At 43.9% G+C, this 23,519-nt stretch carries 18 protein-coding genes; 9 read left to right on the top strand and 9 right to left on the bottom strand.

Translation table 11 applies throughout. The annotated features are described in order from the left end of the window. The 6 genes from AAGA18_14095 to AAGA18_14070 all read right to left on the bottom strand — a co-directional run. Window positions 1-399 (bottom strand): hypothetical protein (locus AAGA18_14095; GenBank protein MEM9446472.1); only part of this gene is annotated, 399 nt, incomplete at its 3' end. A gap of 594 nt (window positions 400-993) precedes the next feature. Then, window positions 994-1,179 carry a hypothetical protein gene (locus AAGA18_14090; protein ID MEM9446471.1) on the bottom strand — a complete coding sequence of 62 codons (186 nt, stop codon included), beginning with the start codon at window positions 1,177-1,179 and terminating at the stop codon, window positions 994-996. Window positions 1,180-1,315: 136 nt separating this feature from the next. Continuing rightward, window positions 1,316-1,597 carry a helix-turn-helix domain-containing protein gene (locus AAGA18_14085; protein MEM9446470.1) on the bottom strand — a complete coding sequence of 94 codons (282 nt, stop codon included), beginning with the start codon at window positions 1,595-1,597 and terminating at the stop codon, window positions 1,316-1,318. A 160-nt stretch (window positions 1,598-1,757) separates the two neighbouring features. After that, window positions 1,758-2,393 carry a hypothetical protein gene (locus tag AAGA18_14080; protein MEM9446469.1) on the bottom strand — a complete coding sequence of 212 codons (636 nt, stop codon included), beginning with the start codon at window positions 2,391-2,393 and terminating at the stop codon, window positions 1,758-1,760. After that, window positions 2,365-3,537 carry a carboxynorspermidine decarboxylase gene (gene nspC / locus AAGA18_14075; protein ID MEM9446468.1) on the bottom strand — a complete coding sequence of 391 codons (1,173 nt, stop codon included), beginning with the start codon at window positions 3,535-3,537 and terminating at the stop codon, window positions 2,365-2,367. Before nspC ends, AAGA18_14080 begins: the two co-directional genes overlap by 29 nt. A gap of 9 nt (window positions 3,538-3,546) precedes the next feature. Further along, entirely contained in the window at window positions 3,547-4,743 is a 1,197-nt protein-coding gene (locus AAGA18_14070) for a saccharopine dehydrogenase family protein (GenBank protein MEM9446467.1), read from the bottom strand. A 236-nt stretch (window positions 4,744-4,979) separates the two neighbouring features. On the opposite strand from AAGA18_14070, the gene AAGA18_14065 reads away from it, so the two are divergent. The 7 genes from AAGA18_14065 to AAGA18_14035 are packed head-to-tail and all read left to right on the top strand — an operon-like array spanning window position 4,980 to window position 11,029. Beyond that, on the top strand, window positions 4,980-5,777 hold the full coding sequence (locus tag AAGA18_14065; protein ID MEM9446466.1) for a DUF3450 family protein: 798 nt from the start codon (window positions 4,980-4,982) through the stop codon (window positions 5,775-5,777). Window positions 5,778-5,797: 20 nt separating this feature from the next. Then, window positions 5,798-7,462, top strand: a complete 1,665-nt coding sequence (locus AAGA18_14060) for a MotA/TolQ/ExbB proton channel family protein (protein MEM9446465.1) — start codon at window positions 5,798-5,800, stop codon at window positions 7,460-7,462. A gap of 21 nt (window positions 7,463-7,483) precedes the next feature. After that, window positions 7,484-8,107 carry a MotA/TolQ/ExbB proton channel family protein gene (locus tag AAGA18_14055; GenBank protein ID MEM9446464.1) on the top strand — a complete coding sequence of 208 codons (624 nt, stop codon included), beginning with the start codon at window positions 7,484-7,486 and terminating at the stop codon, window positions 8,105-8,107. Then, complete coding sequence (locus AAGA18_14050) at window positions 8,104-8,505, top strand: biopolymer transporter ExbD (protein MEM9446463.1); 402 nt, start codon at window positions 8,104-8,106, stop codon at window positions 8,503-8,505. Before AAGA18_14055 ends, AAGA18_14050 begins: the two co-directional genes overlap by 4 nt. A gap of 22 nt (window positions 8,506-8,527) precedes the next feature. After that, window positions 8,528-8,929, top strand: a complete 402-nt coding sequence (locus tag AAGA18_14045) for a biopolymer transporter ExbD (GenBank protein ID MEM9446462.1) — start codon at window positions 8,528-8,530, stop codon at window positions 8,927-8,929. Window positions 8,930-8,947: 18 nt separating this feature from the next. After that, complete coding sequence (locus AAGA18_14040) at window positions 8,948-9,625, top strand: energy transducer TonB (GenBank protein MEM9446461.1); 678 nt, start codon at window positions 8,948-8,950, stop codon at window positions 9,623-9,625. 18 nt (window positions 9,626-9,643) lie between these two features. After that, entirely contained in the window at window positions 9,644-11,029 is a 1,386-nt protein-coding gene (locus AAGA18_14035) for a tetratricopeptide repeat protein (GenBank protein ID MEM9446460.1), read from the top strand. Between the two features lie 97 nt (window positions 11,030-11,126). Here the strand turns inward: AAGA18_14035 and AAGA18_14030 are convergent, their stop codons facing one another. The 3 genes from AAGA18_14030 to AAGA18_14020 all read right to left on the bottom strand — a co-directional run bounded on the left by AAGA18_14030 (window position 11,127) and on the right by AAGA18_14020 (window position 18,527). Further along, the gene (locus AAGA18_14030; GenBank protein MEM9446459.1) at window positions 11,127-12,428 is read right to left on the bottom strand and encodes a metallophosphoesterase family protein; all 1,302 of its coding nucleotides are present in this window, start codon (window positions 12,426-12,428) and stop codon (window positions 11,127-11,129) included. 61 nt (window positions 12,429-12,489) lie between these two features. Beyond that, window positions 12,490-15,057, bottom strand: a complete 2,568-nt coding sequence (locus AAGA18_14025) for a circularly permuted type 2 ATP-grasp protein (GenBank protein ID MEM9446458.1) — start codon at window positions 15,055-15,057, stop codon at window positions 12,490-12,492. A gap of 47 nt (window positions 15,058-15,104) precedes the next feature. Then, window positions 15,105-18,527 carry a transglutaminase family protein gene (locus tag AAGA18_14020; protein ID MEM9446457.1) on the bottom strand — a complete coding sequence of 1,141 codons (3,423 nt, stop codon included), beginning with the start codon at window positions 18,525-18,527 and terminating at the stop codon, window positions 15,105-15,107. Between the two features lie 244 nt (window positions 18,528-18,771). On the opposite strand from AAGA18_14020, the gene smc reads away from it, so the two are divergent. Together smc and AAGA18_14010 are read left to right on the top strand one after the other, a co-directional pair. Then, the gene (gene smc, locus AAGA18_14015; protein ID MEM9446456.1) at window positions 18,772-22,512 is read left to right on the top strand and encodes a chromosome segregation protein SMC; all 3,741 of its coding nucleotides are present in this window, start codon (window positions 18,772-18,774) and stop codon (window positions 22,510-22,512) included. A gap of 23 nt (window positions 22,513-22,535) precedes the next feature. Beyond that, window positions 22,536-23,318: an inositol monophosphatase family protein gene (locus tag AAGA18_14010; protein MEM9446455.1), complete on the top strand. Its 783-nt coding sequence runs from the start codon at window positions 22,536-22,538 to the stop codon at window positions 23,316-23,318. Window positions 23,319-23,519 lie beyond the last annotated feature (201 nt).

Genomic DNA, 23,519 nt, shown 5'->3' with positions numbered 1-23,519 from the left:
CCCCGAAGTGGTGGCTACGGTAAAGCCTACATCTCCTTGACCGGCACTTGGCCCATTGATTTCCACTCGCCAATATTCATCCCGATCAAAGGAAGCGATCACTTGGCTGCCCTTGTCTGTGGTCTTCATCCAGAAGCTCACGGAAAAGGCCGCATAGTTAGTCCCTTGGTAAAAAAAATTGTTAATAGCCACATAGTCATTGCTGCCATCGAACAAGAGACCTCCGCTACTCGAGTGCGTTCCGGAGGAAAAAGCTGCTCCCCCCATGAGGTGGCCGGTGTATCCGTTTCCAGTCAAATCGCTGGTGGTTAACCCGGTGCCTTCTTCAAACTCATACTGCAATACTTGTGCAGATGCAGAGGTTATGAACATGCTTAATGCCAGCAGAATTAGCCACATTATTACGCTAAAGCCTATTTCTCTTTTTGCTCTCATCATTTTCATTGGTTTTGGTCGTGATCATTTTTTGACTGGATGGGTGGGTAAATCTTTTTACAAACACGAAAAAGACAGAATTGTTAATCGCGATTACTTTGTCAAACAGAAGTTGCATGATTCGATGCTAATATTCATTTTGAAGTCTTTTTTCGGTATTTGCATCAATACTTAATCTCCTAACCCTTAAATACTTAGATCAAATTTTTAATTTTTGTTTACAGGTCTATCTAATTGGCGAAAAGGTTAAATTTCTAAGCAAATGCAAATTCTCCTATATCTTGTCCTTCTTGTTTTAAACAACTATGATTGACAAATTTTCGATTCTGAAAATTCTCAATCTGATGATGTTCTTGAAAGAAATTTGTGGCTTTTACTAGTCACGGGTTAGGTATTCACTTTTCTCATACTTCTGAAAAAAATTTTACAACAGACCCTAAGACATCTATTGACCCAGGCATAAGATATTAAATTTTATGCTTATTGCCTGCTTGCTAGTTCCTCCTTTAGTTTTTTACGAATAGTCTCACAATTGATCTCGTCAGTAACGAAAGTCAACTATTTATCCTGATGCTCACCTTTAAGCTTCTTGAACTCTTTCCAACCCAAAATGGCCTCGATCTCTCTTTTGTTTATGGGGCACTGGCGGCTGCTATTTTTTGTTTCTAAAAACTTGGCCTGATTTAGGTCTTCAATGGCTTGCTTGATGGAGTTATCTAATAACTCAAGCCACCGCCTGTCCATCGGCTAAGAACTACACCCACAAATAGGATAGCAATCTCTATGACACACCGTTTAATTAGAAAACGTCTATTTTGAAAATTAATTAATATGACTTCGGATTTATTTTTAACATTTCAAATTCAGATTTTTCTAATATCTAATGGGTCTTTTTGCCTCCCGACGTGCTATGCTTTCGCCGCTCTGATATCATAAGTCTCTCCAGGGCACGCTCAGTCCTACTTGGAACTCTCCTAGGGGCTCGACTCCTTTCTTTCATTGCCCCTATGCCTCCCTCTGCATATCTCCTTAGCCATTTATAGCCTGTCTTTCGCGATATCCCGTAACTCTCACATAACTCACTTATCGTATAACGCTCACTCTGGGCTAGTACCACAAACTTCTCTCTCTGATCCATTCCGGTAACTTCTTCCCAAGGCATTCTACCTTTTTATCTGTTACCTATGTCTCAGGATCATACCAACAAGACTTGATTCAAGCAGTAGGGTGCTTCGTAAAATCTTTGGAGGCTTTTGCCGATAGTCTAGGAGCGGGAGGAGCCAGTTTGCTATAGCCGCTTTAGAATATAAGGCTAGACTGACTTATTCAGTAGCAATGGTGAAGGCACGGCCTTTACCACTGCGGAAGGCTGATTGAATGCTTCGGTAGAGGGCTTGGAGTTCTTCTTGGCTACTTAACCGAAATTCAACTGTTTTTGCATGTGTAGTAGTCGGGTAGTTTTTGACGACGGTGTTTTCGATCAGCTCTGTTTGTCCGAGCCGCTCCATGACTTGGCGGCTACGATCTTTGATTTGTTCTAGGGAGTTATCGAGGGCATTTGAAGGGGAGTTTGGTGTATAGGGCTCAATAAAATAGAATCGAGCTGTAACCGATCCAGCTGTATCAATAGTGACTTCATTTACTTTCATTGCGCCGTCCACCACGTACTCGTGCTCGCTTACAGAAGCTACCATGGTAAGTCTGACTGAGTAGCTTCCAGAGGTAAGAGAAGCTTGCCAAATGTTAGTTTTATTTGCTTGGTCAGAGATGTTTTCATCTTCAGAGGTTGTACCGCTAGTTGTTTGGGCCTGGATGTGATCCAGACCAAGAGGGGCTATAACAGTAAGATATATTAAGGTTATGGCTGCAAGAGATGATTTAGTGGCATTTCGCATGCCCCAGCATACTGAAGCCTCATCATTTCTACAACTAGGAAAGACGGGCTTTAAAATCTTCATAACTAAAAGAGCGGACAACTTTCAGTTCACCACTTTCAGCTTTTTTGAGGGCGATGCTGGGTAAGTTGATCCCATTGAAAGTGGTAGTCTTTACCATGGTGTAGTGAGCCATATCTAGAAAAATGAGTCTTTGTCCAATGGATAGTTCTTCAGGAAAAGAGTATTCACCGATTAGGTCTCCTGCTAAGCAGGTTGAGCCTGTCAACAGGTATTTATAAGGATACCTCGAGTCCTTGGCGGCGTTGACTAGTTCAGGCTGATAAGGCATTTCTAAAACATCTGGTAAGTGGGCAACAGCAGAAGTGTCTAATACTGCGATTTGCTTATCGTTTGAGATGATGTCTAAAACAGTTGTGATGAAGAAGCCGGTATGGAGGACGACAGCTTCTCCTGGTTCTAGGTAAATTTGAACCTGATACTTTTCTTTAAAGCAATTGATGAGTTGGATAAGATGTTCCACGTTATAATCCGAGCGGGTGATGTGGTGACCTCCTCCAAAATTAATCCAATTCATCTTACTAAGATAAGGACTGCAAGCATTTTCAAAAGCTTGGAGAGTTCGCTCCAGGGCATAGGAGTCTTGCTCACAAAGGGTATGAAAATGGAGTCCTGTGATCCCATCAAGTGTATTGGGGTGTTTAGAGACATAAGTGGCAAATTGATCCGCAGGGATCCCTAAACGTGAGCAGGGCGCGCAGGGATCATAAATGGCAGTTTGTCCCTCAGAATGCTGAGGGTTAATGCGAAATCCGAAGAGAACTTGGTCGAGATAAGGTTTGATGGTTGTTTGAAATTTTTCCCATTGACCAAAGGAATTGAATAGCACTTTATCGGAGAGGGGTAGGATCTTTTCCAATTCACTCTTGGTATAAGCGGGCGAATAGGTATGGACTTCTTTATCGAATTCTTCTCGCCCAAGTCGAGCCTCGTTTAAGCTGCTAGCACACGTTCCATGAAGTACTTTTTTGAGTAATGGAAAGGTGCTAAACATCGAAAAAGCCTTGAGAGCGAGAAGGATCTGGGCTCCTGTCGCTTCTTGAACGGATTGCAGAGTTTGGAGGTTCTTTAGAACTAAAGTTTCGTCAACAACAAAGCAGGGAGATGGGAGTTTTTGAATTTCTTTTTCCGAGAGTGGATGACTCATGATGGCTAATTATAGAATAAAATCATTAGGGAGAATGGTTTCTTTCCAGGGCAGCCCATATTGGTTGAGCGCGGTCATGAATGGATCTGGATCAAAGTCTTCCATATTGAATACACCGGTGCCAGACCAAGATTTATCGAGAATCATTTTGGCTCCTATCATGGCAGGTACTCCTGTGGTATAGGAAATGGCCTGAGACTGAGTTTCTCGATAGGCTGCCTCATGATCACAAATATTGTAGATGTAATAAGTTTTATCTTTGCCGTCTTTCACCCCTTTGATCAAACAACCAATACAGGTCCTACCTTTTGTAAGAGGTCCTAGGCTGGAAGGATCTGGTAAGAGAGCTTTAAGAAATTGTAAAGGAATAATCTCAGTGCCTTGGTATGAAACAGGATCAATGCGAGTCATTCCAACGTTTTCTAAGACCTGAAGATGAGTGAGGTAGCTTTGTGAAAAAGTCATCCAGAAGCGCGCTTGTTTGAGTGTAGGAAAATTCTTTGTTAGGGATTCAAGTTCTTCATGGTACATGAGATACATATCTTTGGAGCCAATTCCCTCAGGAAAATCAAAGACCTTTTTCTCAAAGAGTGGTTCCGTTTCTATCCAGTTTTGATTTTTCCAATAACGGCCCTTGGCGGTAACTTCACGGATATTGATTTCAGGATTAAAGTTGGTGGCAAAAGCCTGCTGGTGATCTCCGGCATTACAGTCGATAATATCCAAAGTGTGTATTTCATCAAATTGATGCTTGGCAGCATGCGCGGTGAAGACATTAGTGACTCCTGGATCAAATCCACTGCCTAAAAGGGCCAGAAGGCCAGCATCTTTAAATTTGTCCTGGTAATCCCATTGCCATTTGTAGCAAAACTTGGCTTCATCTCTAGGCTCATAGTTAGCCGTATCGAGATAAGTAACTCCTGTCTCCAAACAAGCGTCCATGATATGGAGGTCCTGATAAGGAAGAGCGACATGGATAAGTATTTCAGGCTGAACTTTTTTAATGAGTGCGACGAGTTCATGGACATTGTCCGCATCCACTTGTGCAGTCTCAACCGGGCGATTGAGCTGAGAAGCGATTTTGTCGCATTTCGATTTGGTGCGGCTGGCAAGAGTGATTTTACTAAATACTTCTGGAAGCTGAGCACATTTGTGGGTGACGACCTGGCCCACTCCACCTGCTCCTATAATTAACACGCTAGACATAACCATTTACTAGAGACTGCGCTGATATTCGAAAAGGAGAAATTCGTGTGGATTGGGTAGAGCATTTATTTATCCCAAAATAAGTATAAAGCTATTTTGTCATCTTTTTGTCACACAGATGACATCAAAGCGCCACGATATTTCAGCAGTGTCCTAGCTATATTGCTCAAAGGTGTAGGACCCAAGGGGTAGTTTTTCTTACACATATATGTCGTATCTAGTAGGAGTTTAACAATATGAAAATAATGGAAAAACGGAACATAGCTTTATGGGTGTTTGTGCTGTGCACGGTAAGTGTAACGAGTGCTTGGAGTCAAGAGGAAGAGGATTTTAGGATACAGTTAGAACTTGCGCGGGAGTCTATTAAGCAATGGGCTGAGACAGAAACCCTACTTTCTCAAGAACGCAAGGATTGGAAATTAGGTAAAAGCATGTTGGAGGGACGGATCGAGCTTCTGAAAAATGAGATCAAGCAACGCAAGGAGAGCATTGAAAAAGCCAAGGAAATGATTACGGATGCAGACAAACAGCGCGAAGAGTTTGTATCCAAAAATGAGGAGCTTAAAGAGGCTTCTCAACAAGTTACTGGGGAAATAGCAAAGTTAGAAGCTATGGTTAAGACTAAGCTTCTTCCAATGATGCCGACACCTTTATCTGATAAGTTGAGGCCATTGGTGCAAAAAGTGCCTCAAAAACCCGATGAAACCAAATTATCATTGTCTGTTCGCTTTGGAAATGTCATTGGTATCCTTAATGAAGTAAACAAATTTAACCGGAACTCTCATACTTTTAACGAAGTTCGCGAGCTTCAAGAGGGACAAAGAGCTGAGGTGAGAACCTTGTACTTGGGGATAGGTCAGGCTTATTATGTCTCAAATGATGGTCAATTCGCAGGTGTAGGTTGGCCAGATGGTGCATCTGGATGGAAATGGCAGGTAGCTAATGAATCCGCAGCAGATATAGCAAAAGCAATTAATGTTTTGGAAGGTCGGGAAACAGCGGCGTTTGTTTCAATCCCCGCAGAAATTCATTAATAAGAAGAGGTTAAAAGAGGATGAATAAGAAGGTGAGTATCTATCGGTTTATAGGATTCTTAGTCATCGCATGCGTTCCTTCAGCGACATCGGCTCAGAACGAAATGAACAAGGCGGTTGAGCAATCGAAGAAAGACTTAGAAGTGAGTCTGCTGAAATTGTCGGAACTTCGAGAAGCGATTACAAAAGAAAAGCTTCCGATGAGTCGAGAGCTTAACAAGCTGGAGGACGAACTCATTGAATTGCATGAGCAATATAAAAAAGAGTCTCGAACCCTGGATAGTCGTAACTTAGATCTCAGCAACTTGAAGAGAGAGATCAAGGCAAGGGAAGCTGAAAATTCCTTTATCTCCAATCTTTTTGACGAGTATGTGCGCAATTTTAAATCACGAGTTCATATCAGTGAGTTAAAGCGTTATGCCCATGTACAACGTGAAGCGGAACTGGCACCTGAAAACCCTAATTTGATTCCAGCTCAAAAATTTGAAGCGCAAATTGAGTTGGTCAATGAGTCACTCAACCGTCTTATCGAGCTTGGTGGCGGAGCAACTTTTGACGGATACGCGATCAGTAATTCAGGTGATGAGATCAAGGGACGTTTTGGCATTCTAGGACCTGTGGTTCTTTTTGCCTCTGAGGATGGTCAAAGTGCAGGTCTTGTCGATCAGAAGTTGGGATCCAATGAGCCAGCGGTTAGGCCGGTGCAAGCGGTTGATCCCGCTGAAGAAGTGCAGATGAATCAAGCGATCAAGCCCATGCTAGATACTGGCAAGGGTATGATTGTATTTGATCCGAGTGAAGGCGATGCAGCCAAGTATGTTGAAGCGGAAGACACGCTTATCGATGAATTGCGCAAAGGTGGAATAACGATGTGGCCGATTATTATTTTGGCTATTGCAGCTATCTTAGTGACGCTAGCTAAATTTATTCACCTGTCACTTGTTCCGCAAGTTTCGCGCAAGAAAACGAGGCAGCTTTTAACTTATATCAATGGCGGAAATTTCGATCAGGCGAAGTCATATGTTGCGGGCTTTAAGGGACCTATGGGTGAGATGTTAAGAGCAGCGGTCGACCACATTAGGGAGCCTAAAGACTTAATTGAGGAAGTCATGTTCGAGGTGGTGATGGAGACTAAGCTGAAGTTGCAGAGTTTCATAGCTTTCGTGGCATTGAGTGCTGCTGCAGCTCCACTATTGGGTCTTTTAGGAACAGTGACAGGTATGATCAATACCTTTAAAATGATAACTATATATGGAACTGGTGATGCAAAAATGCTCTCAGGGGGTATCTCAGAAGCACTTCTTACAACGAAGTGGGGTTTGATTGTAGCGATTCCATCGGTAATCGCTGCCTCTTATTTAAACCGGAAGGCAAAGGGTATTGTTGATAACATGGAGAAAGCCGCTATTTCCTTTGTGAATACGATCAGTCGTCGTGCAAATGGTAGTGTTTCTGTTGAGGCCCATGAGGCAAGTGACGGAAGAGATGCTAGCCCCACAATCACTATTCAAACATCTCCAGCTTCTTCGCCTAACCAGATTCTAGTCCCTCCTATTTCACCTATGGTTCCTGCGGGAATGGTTGAGTCTGAGCAATCGACCAAGACGAAAGCTGTGGCTAGATCTGTTCCAATCCCTAAGACTCCTAAAGTTGCAGCAGGTGCTGGAACATCGGATGAGTATTAATTTCTTGCAGGAGGTGATCAAATGATTTCCTTAGAAGAAGCTTGGGGATTTTGGGTGCAAGGAGAATGGAGCATGCTCGGTTTAGCAGGCATCTGCTTCATCATGTTCATCTTGGCTGTTGATGTCTTTCTGGGTCTCAAAGAGAAGCGTTTTAAGATGCCTGAATCGAAATGGGGACCATGGATAAGAGATCCTGAGTTAGGTCAAGGATACCTGGGTGATCTTATTCGTTTTGTCATGCAGTCAAAAAATATTGCCGAAATAGAGAAGCACTTTGATGAGGTAAGGTCGACAGAGTTGCGGCCTTTCATAGGGCAGCTTCGTTTTATGAAAACTTGTATTGCCGCAGCCCCGCTGGTTGGTTTGCTAGGAACAGTGATTGGAATGCTGGTGACCTTTAAATCCATCTCATCAGGTTCTGGAGGGGATCAAACGATGGAAGCGATGGCGAATGGTATTTCTCTAGCACTCATCACGACGCAAGCTGGACTTACAGTAGCACTGCCTGGTTACTTTGTTCATTATTATCTGCGTCGCAATGTTCAGAAGTATGAAGGGTTTCTTGCTCACTTGGAAACACAGTGCACACAATTTTTTTATAAAGAATCATTACAAGACAAACCAACAGAGTTAACAGTTTCATGAGACGTTTTGGGTCAAGTGAAAGTGATGGGGACGAAGCAGATGTAGATATGTCTCCACTCATTGACTGTGTCTTTATTTTGCTGATCTTTTTTATTGTGACGACTGTATTCGTTGAAGAAACGGGTGTAGAAGTAAATAAACCGCAAGCAGTATCTTCTGTATCCCTGGAGAAAAATAGTATCCTCATCGCTATTACCGAAGAAGGGGACATTGTTTATGGCGGTAACAATATCGGCGTGGCTGGCGTACAACCTCTAGTCAGGCGTATGACGAGACAAGAAAATATGCCAGTCATTATTCAAGCAGATCAGAAAGGGAATGCGGGTTTGACCGTTCGAGTGATCGATGAGGCAAAACTGGGCGGAGCCATTAAGATTAGTATAGCTACTCTTAATTAGAAATCGTAGGAGTCATAGTGAAATGAAACGTTTTGGATTGAGAGAAAGTGATGGAGATGAAGGGGGCGTAGATATGTCACCATTGATTGACTGTGTCTTTATTCTACTGATTTTTTTTATCGTAACGACTGTTTTCGTGGAAGAAAAAGGTGTGGAAGTGGATAAGCCTCAAGCGGCTGCATCCGCATCTGATGAGAATAACAGTATCCTCATTGCTATTACCGAAGATGGTAGAATTCTTCATGAACAAACCAATCTTGGTTTATCTGGTATTCAATCTTTAGTAAGACGCAAGATCAGGCAAGAAGATGTGCCTGTTATCATTCAATCAGATAAAAACAGTAATGCCGGTTTGATGGTTCGGGTTATTGATGAGGCAAAATTGGGCGGCGCCACTAAGGTAAGTATTGGCACCATTAATTAGTATCGATTTTTAACTTTTATGCAAAAGAAACGATCAAAGACTGGTTTAGTTTTTCGTTGGGTAGCTGTTTTAGGTGCAGCCGCGGGCATGACCTTGGTTGTTTTTTTGATGCTACCCATTTTCCAGAAAATTGCCGGTGGGTTGGGGAAGGATAGAACCATAAGGGAGGTAGAAATGGCGCAGCTTCCACCGCCTCCGCCGCCTCCACCAGAGGAGGAAGAGCCGGAGCCAGAAGAAGAGGAAGAACCTCCGCCCCCTCAGCTAGATGAGGAGCCTCCACCTTTGACCTTAGATCAATTAGAGCTCGCTTTGAATAGTGGTATGGGTGGAGTAGGTGGTGACTTTGGTATGAGCCTGAATATTGGTGATGTAGTCAATAAACAGATGAAAGAGGCCGGTGATAAAGCATTCTCAATGGCGGAGCTAGACAAGCCAGCGCAAGCTGTTTTCCAGGGGCTGCCTGTTTACCCTCCAGAGTTGCAAAAGAAAAAGCTCAAGGGAAGAGCAATTATTACCTTTATTGTTGGAAAAGATGGTCGCGTGCAAAGCCCGAAGGCGATTAAGTCTGATCATCCTGCTTTTGGTAAAGCGGCGGTAGACGCAGTCAGGAAATGGAAATTTGAACCAGGTGAGCGTGATGGGAAGAAAGTGGCCATGAAAATGAAAGTGCCCATTAGTTTTGTGCCTCCATCTTGAAGAACTTAGATAATTAGAATGAAGAAAATGAAAGAGTTGAAAATGAAATTTATTTTAACACTAATAATAGCTTTATGTCAGATAAGTGTCTCATTTGCTTTAACAGCTAATGAATTAGATATTTGGAACAGCGAGGATTTTAAAAAATCCTTTTTGGGTAGTTATGGTTTTCTTCCGGATGTTGAACCTAAAATAGAGGATGACATAGAGCGTGAAGATCTTCAGTACCTTTTTGGTCTGATGGGTGAGAATGATATGGAGGCTGCTAAAGATGAGTTATTGTTTTTACTCGAAGAGGGAGGGCCCAATGCCAACTTCTACTTTCATCTAGGAAATATCTATTTCCAAGAAGGGAAATTGGATGAGGCTGCTGACAGTTATAATAAAGCTATCGATGCCTTTCCTTCATTCAGAAGAGCCTATAAAAATCTTGGAGTTATCTACACCAAACAAAGTAAATTTGAGCAAGCGATTAAGGCCATTACCAAAACTGTCCAATTGGGTGAGGTAGATGGTGCAACATATGGTTTACTAGGTTTCTCTTATCTCTCTTTGAAAAAGTTTATTCCTGCTGAAATGGCATTTAGAAATGCCATGGTATACCAGCCCGAAGTAAAAGATTGGAAACTAGGTTTAGTGCGAACAGTCATCGGTCAGAGCAAATACGCCGAAAGTATTGCACTCCTGGATGTCATGTTGGCAGAAAATCCCGGTAATAAGCAGTTTTGGTTACTCCAAGCTCAGGCTTACATCGGTTCTGGCAAGATGGAGGCGGCAGCAGAGATTTACGAGCTGGTAGACCGTATGGGGATGAGTGAGCCAAGGGATCTCAGCTTGTTGGGGGATATTTACGTTAACGAAGGAAACATGGATATGGCCGCCATTGCCTATCAGAGAGCCTTAACATCAGACCCCACTCAAGATCCCAAAGGAGCGCTGCGTTCGGCTCAAATCCTTTCCGCACGTGGCGCTATGGACCAGGCGAAAAAGGTTGTTCTAGCTATCAAGCAAAATTCTCAGAGCTCTTTAAGCGATGACCAGAAAAAGGAGTTGTTAAAATTGGAATCAAGGATTGCCGTTTATGAGGGAGAAGGAGGAAAAGCTGCAGAAATTTTAGAAGAAATCGTTGCTATGAAACCTATCGATGGAGAGGCCCTAATGCTTCTTGGGGAGCATTATAATCGAATGGGGCAACGGGAGAAGGCGGTTATGCAATTCGAGCGTGCGGCCAATATAGAAGAGTTTGAGGCTGACGCATGTGTTCGCCAAGCCCAAGTGATGGTGAGCATGGGTCGTCTAAAGGAGGCTGTACCGCTACTCAAAAGAGCACAAGATGTTAAGCCTAGAGATTCTGTTGAAGACTATCTCAACCAAGTTAGCCGACTAGCTAAGAGTAGGAAGTAATCAATTTGGAGGTTAGTAGTGGGACCACTTAGCATACGTTCTATTTTCGATTAGTATGCTCATATTGTGGCCTGTGAGACATGAAGAGATTCTTGGACTATTCGATTTTGCGCATTCCATTGGCGTCTTTTGTGATGAGGAAGGAGTCATATAAAACGCCATCGGCACGGTAGGAACTGAACTCTATTTGCTTACTGTTGACATGAATTAGCTGATAGAGCTGCAAATTGCTAGCTGTGACATCAGCCCATACTGCACCTCCTTGGTACATCTTTGGACCGCTAACAGAGACGACATAAACAGGACTTTGGTACTCTTTGGCTTTGCCTTTAATGCTTATTTTTTCACCTCGAGCATAGCTATGGTCATGTCCTTGTAACACTAAGTCTACCTGGTGCTTTTCATATAGCTCCTTGAAAAAGAGATTGAGCTGAGCATGGCCTGCACGGTTATTGGCAGAAGCAAACATGGGATGGTGGTGAAAGATGATGGTCCAGCGATTAAGATTATGACTTAGGAGTTTTTCGAGCCATCTTTGTTGTGCTAAGGCTATCTTTCGGGTCATTGCTTGAGTATTCAAGCAGATGATGCGAGTGCCTTGGTAGTCGATGTAATAAACGGTCTCCTTGAGTTTTTCCTGATACTCGCCAGTAGGGCCATTTTCGGGGAAAGCAAAATGCGGACGCCACTGCGGAGATAGAAGGTCAAGGCCTCTGTATTCATGATTTCCAGGAGTCGCAATGGAAGGGATGGAGCCATTGATCCATCCTGCCGCATAGAACCATTGCCCCCATTCTTGGTCATTATTATATTCATCTACCAAGTCACCAGCATGGAGAATAAAGCTAGCCCGAGGCATATCAGAGTAGGCTTCTCTAATGACTCGAGACCAATGCGACTTGAGGTCATTTTGGGCGTCGCCAAAGTAGATAAAGCTAAAAGCAGACTGATCATCCTTCGATGTAGTAAAGTGCATCCATTCTGACCAAAGCTGTCCATCACCAACACGGTAGATATACTTCGTACCAGGAGTAAGCTTTTCCAGACGAACGCTATGGTGATAGGAAATGTAATCCTTCATTTTAAGCGAGGAGGTGATGCCTTCGATGGTGGTTGCATTCGATTCTTGATTGGGAGAACCATCCGCTGTGGCGATTTGAGCAAATGGTTTGTTGTTGTTGTTATCAGTGCGCCAATTAACAGCAATCTGTCTTGCTGGATCACCACATAGGTTCAAGATAATTCGATCGGGAACTGGACTTGGTTGATAGGTAGCAATTTCAATTTCTTGTAGTGTTTTGTCATTGAACTGACCCATTGCGCAGAGGCACTGCATAAAAAAGCTCGAAAGAAATATGACGCCGAATAACTGGATTCTAAACATGGCTATATCTTTCATAACAAACAATGGTAACAACTTGGTGAGAAGTATATGGAAATTATTTATCCTTGGGGAACTTCTAATTACTCTGACTTTGGGATTGAGAAAACTGAACATTGTTATGGGGAACTTGTTCCGGTTGCCTGGAAAGGGGTGCTATCTTGTGGTGGGTGAAGTATTGAGCGGAGCAGTTGTCAGAAAGCTCGGACATCGCTTTTTCAGTATGCTGTAGAAGCGCTTTAAGTTGGATGTGATCAAGAGGTTCGTTTGAAGTCCAATCGATCAGGTGGATCTGACTGACTGCTCGGCGGGCGATTCGTTCATTGGCTCTGGGTTGTTCGGTGTTATCAGAGGTGGGTAATGTTTTAATATGTTCGATAATAGCATTTAATTGGTTGTGAATGGAACGTGGGTTATTTTCATCAGTAATCAGCAGGTCAAAAATAAGTTTAGGCGAGTGGGTTAAATAACGTCTATGGTAGGTGGTGTGAGAATCTTGAATTTTTAAGGCTGTTTCATAGGGACCTTGTTCCATGATTTCTGCTTGAGAATCCTGGACAGTGTTAAAAAGCAAGCGAGAAGTGTAAGTGATTCTTTCAATATAGCGCCCAATTTGTAAGAAAGACCATGATGGACCTCGGGTAATATTTTCGGTGATAATTCCGTTGAAAGCGGATAGGTGAAGTATGGATTGGTTGAGGAAGTTTAGGGATTCATTTATTGAAGAATTAATATTAATAGGTTTATTCTCAAATTGGTCATTTAGCAGGTTCAATGTTCGCCAGTTATCCGTGGAAAGGCGGTCTCTTACTAAAGTAATAATATTAAAAAGGCGTAGGATAAAGTAGTGCAGACTACCACTATGGCTTTGGTCATAAATAATGGGCAGTAGTGATTTAAAGTAGTGGGTTGCTTTTAAAATAAGTTCAGGTTCATCTTTGAGCTGGTCAAAATCATGTAAGGTGAGTAAGGCCGGTAGAAGCTCTGTGTTTTTCTGCCAGTCTCGCTCTTCGGCAAGGCATTCTAGAAGAGTTCTGAGTAATCGGGAAGTCGATTCAAAGCGTTCGGCATAGCGGCCTAGCCAGAAAATATTCTCAGCTTTACGGCTGGGTAGGTTATCGTCGGCACGCCTGGGAGACTGTGAAGTTAACAATAGGCTGGAAGAATGCTCATCCTCTATATCTTGAGTTTCAATAAAAATATCTTTGCTACCACCGGACATTTGCAGTGGTTGGTGGTAGCTAGAGTCATTGGTTGAATCGATGATTCGGCTCATTCCTCCGGGCATAACAGAAAAAGTTCCGTTATGATACATAGCAAAAAGTCTGAGAGTCGTACATGCTGAGGTAAGCTGCTGGTTTTTGAGGATGGGCGCTTGAGAGAGAATGACTTTTTCTTGTCCCACAATTTGCTCAGGGTGGAGTGTGAGCCATTCCCCCAGATTATCAGGCATCTTGGGAGCGAAATTGGCCTGGGTGGCTGGATGATCAAATGCGGATCTCAAAGTGAGTTTATCAAGGTGTTCGTTTACATATTTTAGTGCATCGTCTTGACCACACCACCAGTTTGCTACGGAAGGAAGAAGTAGATCCTCTCCTAGCAATTGTTGGGAAAGGGCTGGTAAGAATGGTGAGAAAGCTGGGCTTTGAATAAGTCCGGACCCAAGGCTGTTAGCTAGGGTTATGGAGCCAGCACGAACAGCATTAATAAGTCCTGGAACGCCTAGGAGAGAATCATCTCGCAGTTCGATAGGGTCACAAAAGTCATCGTCTACACGGCGTAAGATCACATCGACTTGCTGAAGGCCTGACAAGGTTTTTAAGAAGACTTTGCGGTTACGAACAACCAGGTCAGAACCTTCTACGAGAGGATAACCGAGATAGCGTGAAAGATAGGCGTGCTCAAAGAATGTTTCATTATAGGGTCCCGGGGTAAGAATGACGGTGTTTGCTTGGTTACCTCCAGTAGGTGACAAAGACGCTAAGGAATCTTTAAAGTTACGAAAAAAGGAAGATAAGCGCTGGATTTTACCCTGGCGAAAAATTTCTGGAAATACGTGTGTCATTACAATTCGGTTTTCCAAGGTATAGCCAGCTCCGGCAGGAGCTTGGGAGCGGTCTGATAAAACCCACCATAACCCATCGGGCGAACGTGCAAGATCAACCGCATAAAAGGTTAGCCGTTGTTCTCCAAACACAGGAATGCCGTGGCATGGACGAAGATAGCCAGGATTGGCGAAGATCAGGGGTGCTGGCAGAAATTTACTTTTGATAAGTTCTTGAGGGCCGTATAGATCACCGAGAATAAGGTTGAGAAGCTTTGCTCGTTGCGTGATGGCTTGCTCTAAAAAGCTCCATTCGGTTGAAGAGATACAGAAAGGAATAGGGTCAAGTTGCCAATCTCTGCGAGTGTCTGTAGAGTTTTTTTTGGTGACGTTATAGGCGACACCAGCGTCGTGGAGCATTCTAGCTGCTTGTTGGCTTCTGGATTCAATTTCGTCGGGCCCTAATCGGTCTAGAAAACTAGCGGTAAATTGCCAGTGTGGACGAGGCAAGCCTTTGTCATCCAGAAATTCGTCATAAGACGAGGAATCTATGGATGGTAGATACTTTAGAATAGTCTTTGTATCTGTGGATACATTCATCATTTATACTTTTAGAAGCACAATGCTAAATGTAAACGACAGAACAGTAGCTATTGCTCTCTGTTTGCAAAGTGTTGATGACGTAGGTCTAAAGTAAAAGGAAACTCTTTGCTCTCTAGAGTGTGAGGAGGCTCAAACTTTCCTGGCGTATGGCCTAAGTGACTGTAGCGAGATAAGCGTCGGCTTTCAGCTTCGAAGGCATTGACAGGGAAGGTATCATAACTACGTCCTCCAGGATGAGATACGTGGTAAGTAAAGCCTCCGAGCGATTTTTGAGTCCAATTATCGTAGAGATCAAAAATAAGAGGTGCTTGCACGGGTATAGTTGGATGCAAGCAGGATGGTGGCTGCCAAGCACGGTAACGAACTCCTGCGACGTACTCTCCAACAGTTCCAGTGTTTTGAAGAGGCATTCTATAGCCATTGCATAGCAATTGGTAGCGTGAACCGATGAATCCGTCTGTCTTTACCTGAACGCGTTCAACGGATGAATCAACAAAGCGTGCGGTGCCTCCAGCAACGCCTTCTTCACCTAGGACATGCCATGGCTCTAGAGCTGTGCGTAGTTCCATATTGATTTCTCGATAACTGTTTTCACCACAAACAGGAAAGCGGAAGTGGTAGTGAGGTTGGAACCAGCTTTCTTGGAAAGGAAGGTTCCATGATTGTAGATCTGAAATGACATCCTGCATGTCCTGCCAGACAAAATGTGGAAGCATGAAGCGGTCATGAAGTTCTGTTCCCCAAGGAACAAGGGGTTGACTGTAAGGTTTCTCCCAGAAATTACTAATGAGCGATCGCAGCAGCAGCTGTTGCACTAGGCTCATGCGAGCGTGAGGAGGCATTTCAAAAGAACGAAGCTCCAAAAGTCCTAAGCGTCCAGCAGTGTTGTCAGGGGAGTAGAGTTTGTCGATGCAGAATTCTGCTCGGTGAGTGTTTCCGGTAACATCTGTTAGGAGATTTCGAAAAATACGGTCCACTACCCAAGGTTGGATATGGGTGTGGTCGGGTATTTGCTTGAAGGCCAAGTCGAGCTCATAGATTGCATCATTCCTGGCTTCATCGACTCTAGGCGCCTGGCTAGTTGGTCCAATGAATAAGCCTGAGAAAAGATAGGATAACGAAGGATGGTTATGCCAATAATTGAGCAATGACCGAAGCAAGTCCGGACGCTGGAGAAATGGGCTACTGGCAGGGTGCTCGGCTCCAATGACAAAATGGTTACCACCACCTGTCCCGGTGTGCTTTCCATCCATCATAAATTTTTCCGTGGTGAGACGGGCCTGCTTCGCATCTTCATAAACACCCGTAGTCATGTCAACAAGATCAGACCAATCTTTACCGGGGTGAACATTGACTTCAATGACACCAGGGTCGGGAGTGACTTTGATGATATTGAGGCGATGATCGGTAGGGGGAGGATAGCCCTCTATGCGAACAGGCATGCCTAAGTATTCAGAGGTTTCCTCAATAGCCGCAATGAGTTCAAGATAATCCTCCAAGCATTCTACCGGAGGCATAAATACATTTAGCTTTCCATCCCTGGGCTCAATAGCCATTCCGGTGCGAATCACCCAAGGAGCGGATTCTCCCAACTCGGGTTGGATACTTGGGTCTATTTTAGATTGCTTAAGCTGCTGGAAATCGCGCTTTCTTTTCTTAGGGAGTTTACGAGTTGCAGCCTTGAGAAAATTGGGTGTTTTAGCTTCACGGTAAAGTTCAGGAATTCCGGATCTGATAAAAGCCTGGCGATCTTTGTCCGGTCGCTTGGGCAGAGGGGGGTGCTCAATCAGCGGATCGAATTCATGAATGTATGGGTAGTCGCTTTCTTTTACCCAGGGTAGAGATTCAAGGGGAAGCCGGAATCCCATGGGTGAATCACCGGGGATAAGGTAGAGATTTTCATCGCGCGTAAACCAAGCGCCACTTTCCCAATGAGGTGCAGGCATTTGGTAGTTGCGGCGTATAGGTAGGAGATGGCCTACGGGAGTGTTTAGACCCTCTTGAAAAACTTTGGCTAAGCGATCTCTTTCCTCCTTTTCTTTGAGGTTAGATTTTAGGGGGTCGACATTCATTGGTAAGCGGCGTTCTTTCCACATGTAATACCATGCATCCTCATGCCCTGTGAGGACATGGCCAGGGTCTAAACCGAGGCGTGAGACGAGGGCCTTCATAAAGATCTCAGAGTCCTTGGCTTGTACTCCATAATCTGTTTCTTCCTTAGCTATTAAATCTATATTATCCCAAATAGGTGTTCCGTCTTTGCGCCAGTAGCAACCAAAAGCCCAGCGAGGTAAAGATTCCCCAGGATACCACTTTCCCTGGCCGAAATGAAGTAACCCCCCAGGTGAGAAACGCTTATGAAGTCGATAGAGCAGATCTACAGCTCTTTCTCGCTTATGTGCTCCCAGTGCAGTTGTGCTCCATTCTTCACTATCTCGATTATCAATGGAGACGAATGTTGGTTCACCCCCCATGGTCAAAGGGATTTTATTCTTTTCTAGCTTGGCATCAACTCGGTAACCAAGAGCTTCAATATCCTCCCAAACACCATCTGGGTAAGGTTTGGTACTGCGGGGGGCCTCATAGATGCGAGTCACGCTCATGTGATGAGAAAAAGTTACTTCACATTTCTCCAAGCCTCCTTCAATGGGTGCTGCTGAGGAAGGCTCAGGAGTGCAGGCTAGAGGGATATGACCTTCTCCAGCTAAAAGACCAGAGGTGGAATCAAGACCAATCCAACCTGCTCCAGGGAGGTAGACCTCAGTCCATGCGTGTAAATCTGTGAAATCTTCCTCTACACCGGATGGTCCATCTAGCGATTTTTCATCTTGCTTGAGTTGGATGAGGTAGCCTGAGACAAAACGTGACGCTAGACCGAAATGACGTAAGACTTGGCAGAGAAGCCAAGCAAAGTCGCGGCAGGATCCTGAGCCTTTATAGAGTGTTTCTAATGGAGTTTGAACTCCGGGTTCCATGCGAATGAGGTATTTCAGCTTGGATTGAATATGGAGGTTGAGGCTGACCAGAAAATCAATGGTTCGTTGAGTCTTCGGTAAGTCGATTGAAACCAAAAAAGTTTCAAAATCTACACCTGTCTGATCTTTGGGTAATTTGGCAAGATAAGGCAATAAATCGTGTTGCAAGGATTTATCATATTCGAAAGGGAACTTTTCAGCATAATCTTCCAGGAAGAAATCGAAGGGGTTGTAGACCTCCATTTCCGCAATCAGTTCAATATCGACTTCGAATTTTTGGGTTTTCTCATTAAAGACTAGCCTGCCTAGGTAATTCCCATGGGGGTCCTGTTGCCAATTGAGAAAGTGGTCGGATGGGGAAATATTTTGGGTATAGCTTAGGATATTTGTGCGACAATGAGGAGCTGGACGGAGCCGAATCACTTGGGGGCCGAGATTGATTTTTCGGTCGTATTCGTAAATAGTTCGATGGTTTAACGCAACGTGAATGGCCATAACGGCGCATATCAAAGCAGGAACCTTACCGAAAATATAGGTTTTTTTGTCCTTAAAGAATCTACAGTAAGTATTATAGCTATGAATTTGCTAAAAAAAGCGTTGAGAGTGCTATTTAAATGAGTTTTCACACCCTAAATGGGAGATGCTGTTACTTCCCTGCATGCAGGCACTCTTTTTTCCTAAATTTCTAACTGAAAGGCGAGGTGGCTGAAGTGTTCTAAAGATCTAGGAGGTTTTGCTTGTGTCTGATTCTCAGGCGTCTTTAATCTTTTCGATGCATTTGAAGTCTCTGGATGTTGTTGGGTTTAAGTCATTTGCTGACCCTACAACGATTTATTTCCACAAGGGAGTCACAGCGATTGTTGGCCCTAATGGTTGTGGAAAGAGTAATGTTTTAGATTCCATCCGTTGGGCCCTAGGTGAGCAAAGTGCCAAGGCCTTACGGGGAGCTTCAATGCCAGATGTCATTTTTAATGGAACAGACACGCGTAAATCTACGGGAATGGCCGAGGTTTCACTGACCTTTACGGAGTGTGAGGGTGTTCTAGATACGGAATTTAATGAAGTGCGGATTACTCGGCGCGTCTTTCGCGATGGCCGCAGTGAGTATGAGATCAATAAAACTGGCTGTAGATTAAGGGATATTCAAAAACTCTTTATGGATACCGGAATAGGGCGTTCGTCCTATTCGATCATGGAGCAGGGGAAGATTGATCAGATTTTATCCTCTAGGCCTGAAGAGCGTCGCAGCATTTTTGAAGAAGCGGCAGGTATTACTAAATTCAAAGCGCAAAAAAAAGAAGCGCTTCGCAAGCTGGATCTAACGGAATCCAATTTGTTAAGAGTCACTGACATTACCAAAGAAGTGCGCCGTCAGATTGGCTCGTTACAAAGGCAAGCGGCAAAGGCTAGAAAATACAAGCAGGTATATGGGCGTTTGCGCATCTTAGACACGCATTATTCAAAGCATCAGTTTGATGGCTTGAAAAAAGAGTTAACGGAGCGTGAGTCACATGTAGGTGAGTTACAAGACAAGCTTAAGCAGCTCAAGGAGGGATTGGAGGCGAAAGAGCAGGAGCTTTTGCAGAAGCGAATCGATCTAGAAAATCTAAATCAGGTCTTGAGAAACCTCGATCAGGAAAAGAGCCGTGCAGAAAGTTCTGTTGAGCGCGGGAAACAAGAAATCATCTTCAATGATCAGCGCATCTCTGAGATTGAGGGCCAAAAAGAGCGCAATCGTGTAGATATCTTGGCTACCCAAGAAAAGATTAATGTTCAGGAAGAGCAAGCAAAGCTTATTGAGGAGCAGCGTGCGAAGGCTCAGTCGGAAGTCGAGCAGGCTCAGCTGGAGTTGAAGGAGCACCAAAGTTCTTTGGAGTCTGCGCGGAGCAAAATTCAGGAAGCTCAGAGAACAAGAGAGGATATAGATGCCTCTGTTATGCAAATAGATGAAAAGCTCAGCCAGGGTAGATCGAGACTAAACGCATTGGAATTACAGCAACGCAGCTATGTTTTGCGTCTCGAGAAGCTTGAGGAGGAGGAACAGGAGCTACGTTCTCGAATAGAGGAGCTACAAACAAAAAGTGTGGAAGTTAAGCAAGAGCTTGAGTCGAGGGAAGCGAAATTAGCAGAAACTAAAAAGGACTTAGAGCAAAGGGAAATTAAATTACGTGAAAGTCAGCAAGTCGTAAGAGATAAGAGAGCAGACTTAGACCGAGTTCAATCTTCTTTGACACAGGTTCAGGCGAAGAAGAATGCATTAGAGAAATTAGTAGCCTCACGCACAGGCTATTCGGAAGCAACAAAGAAACTTCTAGATCGTTTTCAAGGGAATGAAATTGCGGGCACGCTTTTTGATTTTATTCAAGTCAAGCCCGGTTACGAAAAAGCCATCCAAGTCTGTCTGGGGTTAGCTTGGGAACTTTTATTGCTGAATCATATTGAGGATCTAGATGTTGTCTTAAGTGCTCTACCGGAATTGGGACAGGCGGTTCTAGCAGTAGCTGAAGATGACAGACATCAGAGCGTGCAAGGAATTGTGGCTGCAAGCCAAGATCGAGCAGCGGGCAATTACGTGAGTGCCGATGCGAAAGCTGAGACTCTCGTAAAAAAATTGTTAAGCGGTTTTCTTATCGCAGAGAACGCAGAACAGGCTGAGGCTTTACTCTTAGAAAATCCACTAGCAAATATTGTCTCCAAAGAAGGTGAATTTTGGAGCGAACGCGGTTGGCAGATCAGAGGGCCTCTACTGCAAGAAGATCATAGTATATTAGCTCAGGATAATGAGTTGAGAGCACTGGAAGGTGAAATGCAAACAGTAGAGACTTCAGTTCTTGAAGCTAGGGAGTTTTGGGAGAAAGCCCGGAGCACGGTTGCTGAAATAGAAGGATCTGTGCAAGCATCTCAAACATTGCGAAGTAATGAAGAAGGAGAACTCTCTTCACTCACATATGAATGCCGAAATGTGAATCGCCAAATGGAAGAGGAAGAACAGAAGCTCAAGGCCTTGAATCAAGAGCGTGTTAAATTATCCGAGCAAGATTCTCACGACCAAGAGCAGCAAAAGGGACTCGAGCAAGAGATCGAGCATTTAGTGGATTCTAGGAAAGCCAAACAAGTCAATCTAGACCAAATTGTGGAGAGTCAAAAAATGCAATCTGATGAAGTTGAAGCATTTTTGCAGAAGGTTACAGATGCTCGTATAACGTTCGCTTCGCAACAGCAAAAGAATGAGGTCCTTGAGCAACAAGCATCCTCGGTAGTTAGTAGACTGGAAGAGTTAAGAGATAGTTTACTTAGGCGAAAGAGTGAGCTGGAGGAGTTTGAAAATCGCCTCATTCAATCCAAAGAGTCGATCACCCGCGCCAAGGGATCAATCGAAGATGCCACTGCGAAAATCGAGTCCTATGAAAAGGAAATTCAAGCAGAGACTGAAAAATTACGTGCTGCACAGTTGCAGCATAATGAGATCGAACAAACGGTGAAGTCTGATCGTGATAAGATTTCAAATTTCCAAAGTGAGAGTAGCCGAGAAGAAGTTCAAGTAGCTGAAAGGCGAATGCAGATGAATGCCTTGTCAGACCGTGTTATGCGAAGTTATCACATTGACTTGAATCTATCAGAGCCTCTAAAGACAGAGGCCTCAGAGGGAGAAGAAGTAATCACTCAGGATCAGGATCCTAGCAACGAATTACCTGAGGAAGGAGCTGAGGATTGGGATGCTATTGAACAAGAGATTCATGATCTCCAGGAGCGAGTTGATCGAATGGGTCCAGTCAATGTGGAGGCAATTACCGAGTACGAAGAGCTGGAGCAGAGGCTTCACTTTTTGGAACAACAGGAAAAGGATCTTACGGCTTCGCGCGAACAACTACATGAGGCTATTAAGAAAATAAACCAAACGACCAAGACGCTATTCAGTGAAACCTTTGCCAAAATTCAAAAGAATTTTGCAGAGATGTTTCAGGAATTATTCGGGGGAGGTAAAGCGTCCCTGGCATTGGTAAGTGAGGATGATCCTCTGGAATCAGGTATTGAAATTGTAGCAAAGCCTCCAGGTAAGCAGTTACAAACCATTTCGCTTTTATCTGGAGGTGAGCGTACTATGACGGCAGTGGCCCTACTCTTTGCCATCTACATGGTCAAGCCCAGTCCGTTTTGTATTCTCGATGAGATGGATGCGCCTCTGGATGAGTCGAACATCATGCGCTTTATTAAAATCCTACAGCGTTTTGTTCATCAATCACAATTTGTGGTCATTACCCACAATAAGCGCACCATCGGTAGCGCTGATGTTCTTTATGGGGTGACTATGCAAGAACATGGTGTTTCCAAGATTGTCTCGGTTAAGCTGAGCAGGAAGGATGAAGATCCACTGTTTGCTGCTGATGGTGATATGACGATCGCGGACTCTGTGCGTGGGGGTATTTCCGATAAGATCGGCGATAAGCAAAGTGAAGTCAAGGAAGAGGTTGAGAGTTAAGACGTGGAAGACTGTCAGGGGATATGAATACAACTGAGGTAGTAGATTTGGATAAGTTGTTGGCTTTTGCTAAGGAAATTGTCCTACAAGCGGGTGAGAAAATTGCAGAAGCTCATCACTCTTACGAGGAAGAGTTAGAAATTAATGAGGCACATCACCATGATCTTAAGATTCAATTAGACGTTGATGTTCAAAAACTGCTTGAGACCGCAATTGGAAATGAATTTCCTGAGCATCATATTTTGGGAGAAGAGGGCGGAGAGGGTTCTGGAGGTAAGGGATATGAATGGATTCTAGACCCAATTGATGGAACCGTAAACCTGGTGTATGGGATTCCACATTTTTGTGTTTCTGTGGCCTGCCGGCTCGATGATGTTATTCAATGTGGGGTGATTTATGATCCGATTCGAAAAGAATGTTTTTTTGCGAAACGTGGCGGAGGAGCTTTCTGTAACGAGCGACCTATCACTACTGGTCAACGTAAAGATATCAAAGAATGCATCCTAGCTGTTGGCTTCTCTAAGACTCGTGAGTCCATTGAGAAATGCTTGGAGCTGTATCAATACTACGGGCGTCATGCTCGTAAGCTTAGGGCTATGGGCTCAGCGGCACTCGATATGGCCTATATCGCCTGTGGTAGACTCGATGGTTATATCGAGCAAGATATTAAAATCTGGGATATCGCGGCAGGTATGGTGATTTTAGAAGAAGCTGGCGGAGCGATTGACCTGATTCCTCACTCAACTAAACCTCATCACTTCGCCATTAAGGCAAGTAATGGGTGTGTGAAGTTAACTCGTAGTTAGATTTTCAGACAACGTCATGTAATCAGATTACGGCTTATAAACAATTTCAGTCTAATGGTCTTGACCGGAGTTCTTAATTTGGACCAGATAGAATGTTAGTATTTCTGTTAATCATTAATGGTTTAGGTTGTTTGTCAAGGTTCTGTGCAGTGAAGGACATAGTCCGTAACGGAACAGAACCTTGGCGATTGGAAAATTCTT

It is taken from the genome of Verrucomicrobiota bacterium (assembly GCA_039192515.1).
In the GTDB taxonomy this organism is placed as follows: domain Bacteria; phylum Verrucomicrobiota; class Verrucomicrobiia; order Methylacidiphilales; family JBCCWR01; genus JBCCWR01.
This window is presented reverse-complemented; position numbering and strand designations above follow the sequence as displayed.

Coding starts and splice junctions, on each gene's coding strand:
- nspC (MEM9446468.1), bottom strand. CDS start 3,537: ATGAGTCATCCACTCTCGGAAAAAGAAATTCAAAAACTCCCATCTCCC.
- AAGA18_14060 (MEM9446465.1), top strand. CDS start 5,798: ATGAATAAGAAGGTGAGTATCTATCGGTTTATAGGATTCTTAGTCATC.
- AAGA18_14085 (MEM9446470.1), bottom strand. CDS start 1,597: ATGCCTTGGGAAGAAGTTACCGGAATGGATCAGAGAGAGAAGTTTGTG.
- AAGA18_14050 (MEM9446463.1), top strand. CDS start 8,104: ATGAGACGTTTTGGGTCAAGTGAAAGTGATGGGGACGAAGCAGATGTA.
- AAGA18_14080 (MEM9446469.1), bottom strand. CDS start 2,393: ATGAAGATTTTAAAGCCCGTCTTTCCTAGTTGTAGAAATGATGAGGCT.
- AAGA18_14040 (MEM9446461.1), top strand. CDS start 8,948: ATGCAAAAGAAACGATCAAAGACTGGTTTAGTTTTTCGTTGGGTAGCT.
- AAGA18_14020 (MEM9446457.1), bottom strand. CDS start 18,527: ATGGCCATTCACGTTGCGTTAAACCATCGAACTATTTACGAATACGAC.
- AAGA18_14045 (MEM9446462.1), top strand. CDS start 8,528: ATGAAACGTTTTGGATTGAGAGAAAGTGATGGAGATGAAGGGGGCGTA.
- AAGA18_14065 (MEM9446466.1), top strand. CDS start 4,980: ATGAAAATAATGGAAAAACGGAACATAGCTTTATGGGTGTTTGTGCTG.
- AAGA18_14070 (MEM9446467.1), bottom strand. CDS start 4,743: ATGTCTAGCGTGTTAATTATAGGAGCAGGTGGAGTGGGCCAGGTCGTC.
- AAGA18_14010 (MEM9446455.1), top strand. CDS start 22,536: ATGAATACAACTGAGGTAGTAGATTTGGATAAGTTGTTGGCTTTTGCT.
- AAGA18_14090 (MEM9446471.1), bottom strand. CDS start 1,179: ATGGACAGGCGGTGGCTTGAGTTATTAGATAACTCCATCAAGCAAGCC.
- AAGA18_14025 (MEM9446458.1), bottom strand. CDS start 15,057: ATGATGAATGTATCCACAGATACAAAGACTATTCTAAAGTATCTACCA.
- AAGA18_14055 (MEM9446464.1), top strand. CDS start 7,484: ATGATTTCCTTAGAAGAAGCTTGGGGATTTTGGGTGCAAGGAGAATGG.
- AAGA18_14030 (MEM9446459.1), bottom strand. CDS start 12,428: ATGAAAGATATAGCCATGTTTAGAATCCAGTTATTCGGCGTCATATTT.
- AAGA18_14035 (MEM9446460.1), top strand. CDS start 9,644: ATGAAGAAAATGAAAGAGTTGAAAATGAAATTTATTTTAACACTAATA.